Below are 10,105 nucleotides of genomic sequence, written 5' to 3' on the forward strand. Positions count from 1 at the left end.
GGTCGGGTCCACGGGGCCGAACGGGTGGATCCGCGAAGTGCCAGGTCAGGGACGCGCGACGGCCGATCCCTTGGGGCGCAAGGGATCGGCCGGGAAATCCGTGTACGACACACCCCGATACGAGGAGATCTCACACAGATGATGGATCACGGATGAGCCGAATGATCCATACGCAGTTGATCAGTACTTGGTGATCAGTGCTTCGGTCACGCCAGGGCGACGAGATCCGCGTAGTCGGAACCCCACAGGTCCTCGACGCCGTCCGGCAGCAGGATGATCCGCTCCGGCTGGAGCGCCTCGACGGCTCCCTCGTCGTGGGTGACGAGGACGACCGCGCCCTTGTAGGTGCGCAGCGCGCCGAGGATCTCCTCGCGGCTCGCGGGGTCCAGGTTGTTGGTCGGCTCGTCGAGCAGCAGCACGTTGGCCGAGGAGACCACCAGGGTGGCCAGGGCGAGCCGGGTCTTCTCGCCGCCGGACAGGACACCGGCGGGCTTGTCGACGTCGTCGCCGGAGAACAGGAACGAGCCGAGCACCTTGCGGACCTCGACCAGGTCCATGTCGGGGGCGGCCGAGCGCATGTTCTCCAGGACCGTGCGCTCGGGGTCCAGGGTCTCGTGCTCCTGGGCGTAGTAGCCGAGCTTGAGGCCGTGGCCGGGGACGACCTCGCCGGTGTCGGGCTGCTCCACACCGCCGAGCAGACGCAGCAGGGTGGTCTTGCCGGCGCCGTTGAGGCCGAGGATGACGACGCGCGAGCCCTTGTCGATGGCGAGGTCGACGTCGGTGAAGATCTCCAGGGAGCCGTACGACTTCGACAGGCCCTCGGCCATCAGCGGGGTCTTGCCGCAGGGCGCGGGCTCCGGGAAGCGCAGCTTGGCGACCTTGTCGGACTGGCGGACGGCCTCAAGACCGGAGAGCAGCTTGTCGGCCCGGCGGGCCATGTTCTGCGCGGCGACCGTCTTGGTGGCCTTGGCGCGCATCTTGTCGGCCTGGGCGTTGAGGGCGGCGGCCTTCTTCTCCGCGTTGGCGCGCTCGCGCTTGCGGCGCTTCTCGTCGGCCTCGCGCTGCTGCTGGTAGAGCTTCCAGCCCATGTTGTAGACGTCGATCTGGGAGCGGTTCGCGTCCAGGTAGAAGACCTTGTTGACGACCGTCTCGACCAGGTCCACGTCGTGGCTGATGACGATGAAGCCGCCGCGGTAGGTCTTCAGGTAGTCCCGCAGCCAGATGATCGAGTCGGCGTCGAGGTGGTTGGTCGGCTCGTCGAGGAGCAGCGTGTCCGCGTCGGAGAACAGGATCCGGGCCAGCTCGATACGGCGGCGCTGACCACCGGAGAGGGTGTGCAGCGGCTGTCCGAGGACGCGGTCGGGCAGGTTGAGCGCGGCGGCGATGGTGGCGGCCTCGGCCTCGGCGGCGTACCCGCCCTTGGTGAGGAACTCGGTCTCCTGGCGCTCGTACTGCTTGAGGGCCTTCTCGCGGGTGGCGCCCAGGCCGTTGGCGATGCGCTGTTCGTTCTCGCGCATCTTGCGGATCAGTACGTCGAGGCCGCGCGCGGAGAGGATGCGGTCCCGGGCGAGGACGTCGAGGTCGCCGGTGCGGGGGTCCTGGGGGAGGTAGCCGACCTCGCCGGAGCGGGTGACGGTGCCGCCGGCGGGGATGCCCTCGCCGGCCAGGACCTTGGTGAGCGTGGTCTTGCCGGCACCGTTGCGGCCGACCAGGCCGATGCGGTCGCCCTTGGCGACACGGAAGGTGGCGGACTCGATGAGGACTCGGGCGCCGGCGCGCAGCTCGATACCGGAGGCGGAGATCACGGACAGACTCCAGGGCGTACAGGAAGGGGGCGGGTGGACGGCTGAGGGCGTTCCCGCTGTCTAATGCGCGAGGAGAATGGCCATGGGGGAAGTCTAACGGGCCCGTGCAAGCGGTTTTCCGGCGTCCGTACTACGTCTGTCGTACGGCCGTCGTGACCGGGCCCGTGAGGTGGGGAGTCGCTCGTTCGGGTGTCGGGTCCGGCAGTGGGGCGGCGGGGCGGGTAGGGATGGCGCCAGGCTTCGGACGAGGAGCACGACGGCGCGGGCGAAGGCGGTGACGGGTGCGGTTCGACGACAACGCGAACCTGGACACCTCCGAGGTGCAGGACCGGCGCGGCAGCCCGATCCCCGGCGGCCGGGCGACCGTCGGCGGTGGCCTGGCCGCAGTGATCGCGCTGCTGCTGGCGCTCTTCCTGGGCGTGGGCCCGGAGCGGCTCGGGCTGTCCTCCGGAGCCGACACGGCCACGCCCGCCCCCTCCTCGCTCGCGCAGGTCCAGCGGTCCTGCCGTACCGGGAAGGACGCGAACGCCCGGGAGGACTGCCGGGCGGTGGCCGTGGTGAACAGCGTGCAGGACTACTGGGCCCAGCAGTTCCGGCAACGGCACGGGACGTACAGCGCCTCGCCGACCGTGTTCTTCAGCGGCCGGGTCGGCACGGCGTGCGGTACGGCCACCTCGGCGGTGGGGCCGTTCTACTGCGGGGGCGACCGCAAGGTCTATCTGGACCTGGGCTTCTTCGACGAGCTGCGCACGAAGTTCGGGGCGGGTGCCGGGGCCTTCGCGCAGGCGTACGTGATCGCGCACGAGTACGGCCATCACGTGCAGGATCTGCAGGGCCTTCTCGGCCATGCCCAGGACGGGCCGGCCGGGCCGGACAGCAACCTGGTGCGGACGGAGCTGCAGGCGGACTGCTACGCGGGCGTCTGGGCGCACCACGCGACGACCACGCCGGACCCGTCGACGGGCAGGCCACTGGTCGCGGACCTCACCGCCGCCGACATCCGCGACGGTCTGGACGCGGCGGCCGCCGTCGGGGACGACCGGATCCAGCAGCGGTTCCAGGGCCGGGTGACGCCGGAGATCTGGACGCACGGGTCGGCGCGGCAGCGGCAGCAGTGGTTCCGGCAGGGCTATCGCACGGGCGACATGTGGCAGTGCGACACCTTCCGCTGAGACGCCCACGGTCCTGGTCCGGGGCGTTGTCAGTGCCGGCTGCGAGACTGGACGAGGCGCCACGGAACCGGCGTACGAAGGCGTACGAAGGAGTGATCGGCATGGCGGGCACGGGTGGCGGACGGCCGAGCGTCTATCCCTCGCTGCTGTACGCGGACGCGAAGGCGGCGATCAGACAGCTGACGGAGGCCCTCGGCTTCACGGAGCTGTCGCTGTACGAGACGGAGGACGGCACGGTGATGCACGCCGAGCTGGTCCAGGGCAACGGCGCGGTGATGATCGGTTCCAAGGGCCGCGGCGGCCGCTTCGACGCGGCGATGAAGGGCGCCGGACCCGCCGGGGTGTACATCGTCGTGGACGACGTGGACGCCCACCACCAGCGGGCCCTGGAGCACGGCGTGGAGATCCTCCTGCCCCCGACGGACCAGGACTACGGCTCGCGGGACTACATGGCGCGTGACCTTGAGGGCAACATCTGGAGCTTCGGGACGTACGCCCCCGAGATCGGCGTCTGAACCGCCCGCGCCCGTCCCGGGTCGCTCATCCGCCGGTGTGCACCTGGAAGGCGGCCCGGCGCACGGCCTTGGCCAGGGCCGGGTCGGGGTGTGCGGCGGCGAGCGCGACCAGGACCTGCACGGTGCGCGGGTGACCGACGGCGCGGACCTCGTCGAGCAGCTGGGGGACGGTGGGCTGCACCGCGGATTCCAGATGCCGGACCAGCATCGGCGCCTCACCGTGGTCGGCGACGGCGGCGGCGGTGTCCACCCACAGCCAGGTCGCCTCCTCACGGGTGAGGACCTCGTGGGCGTCCTCCGGGTCGACCCCGTCGTGCTCGGCGAGCCACAGCAGGGCGTACGGCCGCAGCGCCGACTCGGTCACGACGGACCGTACGTCGGGCTCGGCGGGCGCGCCGACGACGCGCAGCGCCTCGAAGGCCAGGCCGCGCAGCAGGGCGTCCTCGCCGCGGGCGGCGTCGATCAGCTGGGTGACGGCGCTGCCGACGGGCCGGGCGGCGAGCCAGGCGCGGTACTCGGCGCGGGCCGCGTTCGGGCGGAGCTGGGCGCAGCCGCGGAGCATGTCCTCGGCGGACTGCTCGATGTTGCCGGCGGGGCTCTGCGCGGCCACGCAGATCTGCTCCAGCTTGACCCACACCGCCCAGCTGCCCAGCGGGGTGAGAGTGGCCTGGGCGTCGCCGTAGGTCAGGGCGCCGACGGCGGCGAGGGCCCGCAGCGCCCAGTCGAGGAGGGGCTCCAGCGGGGTGTCGGTGAGCTGCGGCGGTGACACGGGTTCGGGCTGCGGGCCGTAGGGGATCTCGCAGCGCTCGGTGCGCAGTTCGGTGACCCGCTGCTGGAGCAGGTCGAGGAGCTGCTCGACCGGGACGGGACCGGCGGACAGCTGGAGGAAGGAGAGCACCTGGGGCATGGCCGAGACGACCTCGGCGACGGCGGCCGGCTCGTGCTCCGCCGGCTCGGGGGAGGCGAGGGACCAGGCGTCGAAGAGGGCGACCCAGCCGCGCAGTACGGCGCTGTCGTCGCGGTCCCAGGCGCGCAGCCGCCAGCCGGGGCGGGCGCTGTCGCCGTGCACCTCGACGAGTCCGGCGAGGCGGGCGGTGTCCCAGTCGGCGCGGACCTGAGCCGCGCTCAGGCCGAGGTCGGCGGCGGCGCGTTCGGCGGTCGGGTCGGAGAGGGTGGCCTTGCCGTCGGCGGTGGCGCCGGCGCTGCCGGGGCCGAGGACGGCGTCGGCCCAGCGGGCGACGCGGACCGCGCCCGCGAGGCCGGTGCGCGCCATTCCGGCCAGTTCGGCCGGGGCGGGTGTGCCCTCCGGCGGCCGGGGCGAGGGGCGCTGCGGGCGCCGCTGGTTCACAGCTCTGGGGGCGGCGGCCAGGGGTCGCGGTCGGACGAGTCGAAGCCTGGAGTCGCGCGGGATACGGGACGTCACGGGTGCAGTCTTCCGGTTGACGGTCCGAAAACCCAAACGGAATGTCACGGCGGGCGACGGGGCTGGCCAATGCACGGGGTCAGGGGCGGGGCGAGGAGTGCCGATCAGGCCAGTCGTACGGCCTTAAACGGAATGGCCGGACCGGCCTCACACCAGGGGGGTCATGAAGCGCCGCAGCCGCTCCTGGTACTCCTGCGGGTCGGCGTTCCACATCGCTCCGTGCGGGGCCCGGGCCACGGTGTGCAGGGCGACCAGGTCCGGGCGGCGGGCGGCGAGGCGGCGGGTGTACTCCCACGGGGCGACCTCGTCGTCCGGGCCGTGGAAGATCAGGGTCGGTACGGTGAGCAGGTCGGGGTCGGTGGGCTGCGCGGCCCGGTCGGCGTACAGGCCGGTCCTGCCCTGGGCGGCCCGCACGGCGAGCGGCAGCAGGGGTGGCGGGGTGTGCCGGGCCCGGGCCAGGGCGCGCAGTGTGGCCTCCCAGCTCAGCACCGGTGAGTCGAGGACGAGCCCGGCGATGCGCTCGCGCACCGAGGAGTACTCGGCGGCGCGCAGGGCCATGGTGGCGCCGGTGGACCAGCCGAGCAGGACGACGCGGCGGGCGCCGTAGCGCACGGCGTAGCGGATCGCGGCGTCGACGTCCCGCCACTCGGTCTCGCCGAGGTGGTTCAGCCCGTCCGGCGGGCGCGGGGCGCCGAGGTCGCCACGGTAGGCGAGGGCGAGGACCGGGACCCGGCGGGAGTGCAGCGGGCCCATGAGGTTCATGGCCTGTTCCCGGGTGGTGCCGAGGCCGTGCACGGCGATCAGCCAGGTGTCCCGGGCGCCGGGTACGAACCAGGCGGGCAGGTTGCCGAGTTCGCCGGGCACGTCGATGTCCGCGTGGTCGAGGCCGAGGGCGGTGTCCGGATCGCCGACGTACAGGTTCGGGGTGAGCCACACCGGGTCGCCGGGGGCGAGGGTGCCGTGTGTGACGCGTTCCAGGCGGCGTACGACGGTGTCGGCGCTGTGCTCGGCCGCGTCCAGGACGGGGCCGACGACCGCGTGGGCACCGTCACCGGCGAGGCCGTAGGTACCGGGGCGCAGCGAGGCCAGATCGCGGGTCAGCGTGATCCGGCCGGCGGCCGTGGCGTGCACGGTGAGCCTGGGTTCGGTGGGCAGCGGACGGCCCGCCGGCGCCTTCAGCGCGGCATCACTGGCCAGCCGCCCGACGGCGACGGACGCCGCACCGGCGGCGATGACCGCGGTGACCGCGGTGGCGGTCGCTCTGACTGGGCGCACCAGTCCAGTGTCGTGGGGGTTGCGGACACCGGCCAGTGGAGAGGCCGGGGCGAGCTGAGGCGGTGGGGGTGCGGGAGGGCCCGGTACGGCCGGGCATGCGCGGCGTGGCCGGCTTCCGTCGCGGCGGCTCTCGGTGAGCGGAGCCGGAAGGGAACGGCGGGTCCGAGTGAGCGGAGGAAGCGGCGGCGGATCGCAGTGAGCGGAGCCGGAACGGAGCAGCGGGTCCAGGTGAGCGAGGAAGCGGCAGCGGATCGCAGAGGGCGGAGCCAGAACGGAGCAGCGGGTCCAGGTGAGCGAGGAAGCAGCGGCGGATCGCAGTGGGCGGAGCCGGAACGGAGCAGCGGGTCCAGGTGAGCGAGGAAGCAGCGGCGGATCGCAGTGGGCGGAGCCGGCGGGGACGAGGAAGGGCGCCGCATGGCCCGGGAATCGCGGGCTGTGCGGCGCGGGCTCACTTTCGCTGCCCGTACCCCCGCAGCCGCTCCCCCGCCTCCGCCAGTTGGGCCTCGGTCAGCAGGGTCGGGGTCAGGCCTGGTACCGAGGACGCCGTCAGCCACAGGCGGCACATCCACTCCAGTTGGGCGGTGCGGTCGTAGGCCTGGTCGAGGGTGGTGCCGTAGGTGATCGTGCCGTGGTTCTGCAGCAGGCAGCCGGAGCGGCCCGCCAGGGCGCGGAGCATGTTCTCGGCCAGTTCGTCGGTGCCGTAGGCGGCATAGGGGGCGACCCGGACGGGGCCGCCGAGGGCCGCGGCCATGTAGTGGACCAGCGGCAGCTCGGACACGAGCGTGGAGACCGCCGTGGCGTGCACGGCGTGGGTGTGGACGATCGCGCGGGCGTCGGTCGTGCGGTAGAGGGCGAGGTGCATGGGGAGCTCGCTGGTCGGCACCAGGGTGCCGAGCACCTGGCGGCCGGTGAGGTCCACGCCGGTGAGGTCGTCCGGGGTGAGCCGGTCGTAGGGGACGCCCGACGGGGTGACCAGCACGATGTCCCCGACACGCACCGAGACGTTGCCGGAGGTGCCGACGACCAGCCCGTCGGCGACGGTCCGCCGCGCCGCCGCGACCAGGTCCGCCCACGCCTGTTCCCGTTCCGGTTCCTGTTCCCGTTCCGGTGCCTGTTCCCGCCCCTGTCCGTGTCCGTGTCCGTGTTCCTCGTCCACCGAAGTCCTTCCCGGATCCGCCGTCACCGCTGAGCCGTCACCGCTCAGCCATTCCGCGATCCTGCCAGCCGTGATCCGCCGGAGGCGAGGTGCGGCGGACGGCGGCCCGGAAACGGGTGCCTCCGAATGGGCGGAAGTCGCCCTGAAACACCGGAAAAAGGCGCTGCTTCGGTGGGCGCCTGGCCTTGAATGATCTCTCTTGCCCGTCGGACGACCGCTCGTCCGCCGACCCGGGGAGACGCATGGCCAGTGAACGCACCCCCTTCCGCCGCCGCGCCGGTGTCGTCACGGCGGCCACGGCGGCGCTCGCCCTCGCGGTGCCCGCGGCCGCAGCCGGGCCCCCGGCGCTGGTCTCGGCCCTGCCCCAGGGGCACGACGTCTCCTCGCACCAGCAGCACGTCGACTGGCCGTCCACCCGGACGAAGGGCGCACGGTTCGTCTACGTCAAGGCGACCGAGTCCACGGACTACCACAACCCCCACTTCGACGAGCAGTACGACGGCGCGCGCGACGCGGGCCTGCTCCGGGGGGCGTACCACTTCGCGCTGCCGGACAAGTCCTCCGGCGCGGCGCAGGCCGCGTTCTTCGTGCGCAACGGCGGCGCCTGGCGGGAGGACGGCTGGACGCTGCCGCCCGCGCTGGACATCGAATACAACCCGTACAGCGCCAGGCTCCAGTGCTACGGGCTGAGCAAGGCGAAGATGGTCCGCTGGATCCGGTCCTTCAGCGACACGGTGAAGGAGGAGACCGGGCGCCGTCCGGTGATCTACACGACCACTCAGTGGTGGGAGCTCTGCACCGGCAACAGCCGTGCGTTCTCCTCCAGTCACGCGCTGTGGATCGCCCGGCACGACACCGTCGGCCCAGGGACGCTGCCGGGCGGCTGGCGGTACTGGACGTTCTGGCAGTACGGCACCGAGGGCTCCCTTCCGGGTGACCAGAATCTCTTCAACGGGCCGGCCGACCGGCTGCGGGCCTTCGCGCGCAGCCGGTAGCCAAGGGGCGCCTGGGTCGCGAGCGGCACAAGACGGCAAGCGGAATCCCACCCGCCCTCTTCGGACACCGCCACGCCTGTCCCAGTTCACCTTCCGTTCACCCAGGTTGCCTACGGTCGTCCAGCCAATGACCTCGAACGATTGCCTGGGTAAATGGAAAGCTTCTCGCTGATCCTCGCGATTGTGGTGGTAACCGCACTCGCGTTTGATTTCACGAACGGTTTCCACGACACCGCCAACGCGATGGCCACCACCATCTCGACAGGCGCCCTGAAGCCCAAGATCGCAGTTGCCATGTCGGCCGCCCTGAATCTGGTGGGCGCCTTCCTCTCCGTGGAGGTCGCGAAGACGATCTCCAAGGGTCTCGTCGACGAGAAGGGGATTCGTCCCGAGGTCATCTTCGCCGCCCTGGTCGGCGCGATCCTCTGGAATCTGCTGACCTGGCTGGTGGGCCTGCCGTCCAGTTCCTCGCACGCCCTGATGGGCGGCCTGATCGGCGCCACGGTCGCCTCCGCCGGCTTCGGTGCCGTGCACGGCGACGTGCTGGTGACCAAGGTGCTCCTCCCGGCGGTCGCCGCACCGCTCGTCGCCGGCGTCGCGGCCCTGCTGTCCACCCGCCTGTCCTACGGCATCGGCGGCACGGCCGAGGGCGAGGCCACCCGCAAGGGCTACCGCGCCGGCCAGATCGCCTCCGCCGGCCTGGTCTCCCTCGCCCACGGCACCAACGACGCCCAGAAGACGATGGGCATCATCACCCTCGCGCTGATCGCGGGCGGCTCGATCGCCCCGGGCTCGAACCCTCCCACCTGGGTGATCCTCTCCGCGGGCCTGGCCATCGCGCTCGGCACCTACATCGGCGGCTGGCGCATCATCCGCACCATGGGCACGGGCCTGACGGACCTGGAGCCGCGCCAGGGCTTCGCCGCCCAGACCAGCGCCGCGACCGCCATCCTGGCCTCCTCCCACCTGGGCTTCTCCCTCTCCACCACGCATGTCGTCTCCGGCGCGGTGATGGGCACGGGCCTCGGCCGCAAGGGCGGTGTGGTCCGCTGGTCCACCGCGACCCGCATGGCCATCGCCTGGGTCCTCACCCTTCCGGCCGCCGCGCTGGTCGGCGCGGGCGCCGAGTCCGTCACGGAACTCGGTGACTGGGGCACCGCCGCTGTCGCCGTCTTCCTGGTCGCCGCGAGCGCCGCGATCTGGAAGATCTCCCGCCGCGAGGTCGTGGACCACACCAACGTCGTCGAGGAGACCGAGGAGCCGGCCGGCGTGGTGACCACCGCCATCGCCGCCGTCACCCCGCCCCCGGCGGGCACGATCGGCGAGGACCTGACGGCCACGATCGCCTCCCCGGCCGCCGCCGCACCGGTCGCCCCGGCCACCCCGGCCGCAGCCACCCCGGCCGCAGCCACCCCGGCCGCAGCCACCTCGGCCCCGGCCGCCCCGGCCACTCCGCCGGCCGCCACCGTCTGACCCCGGCCACCCGGTTACCGAAGGAAGCATCATGAAGATCGACTGGTCGGCCATCGGCTCCGTCTTCGGCGTCAGCCTCGCGGTCACGGTGGGCCTGGTGGCCGTGTTCACCCTCGGGGTGAGCGCTCTGGCGCGGCGCGAGAAGGCGGCGGCCCAGGGCAACTCCGCGGCCCTGGCCGTCACCGGCGCCTACGTCTGCTTCGCGGCCTGCGCGGCGGCGGTGGCGTACGGCATGTATCTGATCGTGGCGAAGGTCTGACCACACCTCGGCAGGGCTCCTCTCCGGCTCGT

The 10,105-nt window shown here is 72.6% G+C and carries 9 protein-coding genes; 5 read left to right on the top strand and 4 right to left on the bottom strand.

The genetic code is table 11. The features are described from left to right. Window positions 1-206: 206 nt before the first annotated feature. On the bottom strand, window positions 207-1,805 hold the full coding sequence (locus LE548_RS33510; RefSeq protein ID WP_308030915.1) for an ABC-F family ATP-binding cassette domain-containing protein: 1,599 nt from the start codon (window positions 1,803-1,805) through the stop codon (window positions 207-209). A gap of 281 nt (window positions 1,806-2,086) precedes the next feature. Here LE548_RS33510 and LE548_RS33515 point away from each other — a divergent pair, with 281 nt between their 5' ends. Both LE548_RS33515 and LE548_RS33520 read left to right on the top strand, forming a co-directional pair. Continuing rightward, entirely contained in the window at window positions 2,087-2,977 is an 891-nt protein-coding gene (locus tag LE548_RS33515) for a neutral zinc metallopeptidase (protein WP_225100779.1), read from the top strand. A gap of 101 nt (window positions 2,978-3,078) precedes the next feature. Beyond that, complete coding sequence (locus LE548_RS33520; protein WP_225100780.1) at window positions 3,079-3,492, top strand: VOC family protein; 414 nt, start codon at window positions 3,079-3,081, stop codon at window positions 3,490-3,492. A gap of 25 nt (window positions 3,493-3,517) precedes the next feature. Here the strand turns inward: LE548_RS33520 and LE548_RS33525 are convergent, their stop codons facing one another. From LE548_RS33525 to LE548_RS33535, 3 genes are all read right to left on the bottom strand, one after another. Next, the gene (locus tag LE548_RS33525) at window positions 3,518-4,915 is read right to left on the bottom strand and encodes a hypothetical protein (RefSeq protein ID WP_374116207.1); all 1,398 of its coding nucleotides are present in this window, start codon (window positions 4,913-4,915) and stop codon (window positions 3,518-3,520) included. Window positions 4,916-5,062: 147 nt separating this feature from the next. Continuing rightward, entirely contained in the window at window positions 5,063-6,190 is a 1,128-nt protein-coding gene (locus tag LE548_RS33530) for an alpha/beta hydrolase (RefSeq protein WP_225100781.1), read from the bottom strand. Between the two features lie 448 nt (window positions 6,191-6,638). Beyond that, complete coding sequence (locus tag LE548_RS33535) at window positions 6,639-7,253, bottom strand: class II aldolase/adducin family protein (protein ID WP_225100855.1); 615 nt, start codon at window positions 7,251-7,253, stop codon at window positions 6,639-6,641. Window positions 7,254-7,588: 335 nt separating this feature from the next. Between LE548_RS33535 and LE548_RS33540 the strand changes: the two genes are divergently transcribed. The 3 genes from LE548_RS33540 (at window position 7,589) to LE548_RS33550 (ending at window position 10,073) form a co-directional block, all read left to right on the top strand. Then, on the top strand, window positions 7,589-8,341 hold the full coding sequence (locus LE548_RS33540; protein WP_225100782.1) for a lysozyme: 753 nt from the start codon (window positions 7,589-7,591) through the stop codon (window positions 8,339-8,341). Window positions 8,342-8,494: 153 nt separating this feature from the next. Further along, entirely contained in the window at window positions 8,495-9,814 is a 1,320-nt protein-coding gene (locus tag LE548_RS33545) for an inorganic phosphate transporter (RefSeq protein ID WP_225100783.1), read from the top strand. Between the two features lie 31 nt (window positions 9,815-9,845). After that, a complete protein-coding gene (locus LE548_RS33550) occupies window positions 9,846-10,073 on the top strand; it encodes a hypothetical protein (protein WP_225100784.1) in 228 nt (75 codons plus the stop codon). Window positions 10,074-10,105 lie beyond the last annotated feature (32 nt).

It is taken from the genome of Streptomyces sp. CoH27, assembly GCF_020181035.1.
GTDB lineage: Bacteria > Actinomycetota > Actinomycetes > Streptomycetales > Streptomycetaceae > Streptomyces > Streptomyces camelliae.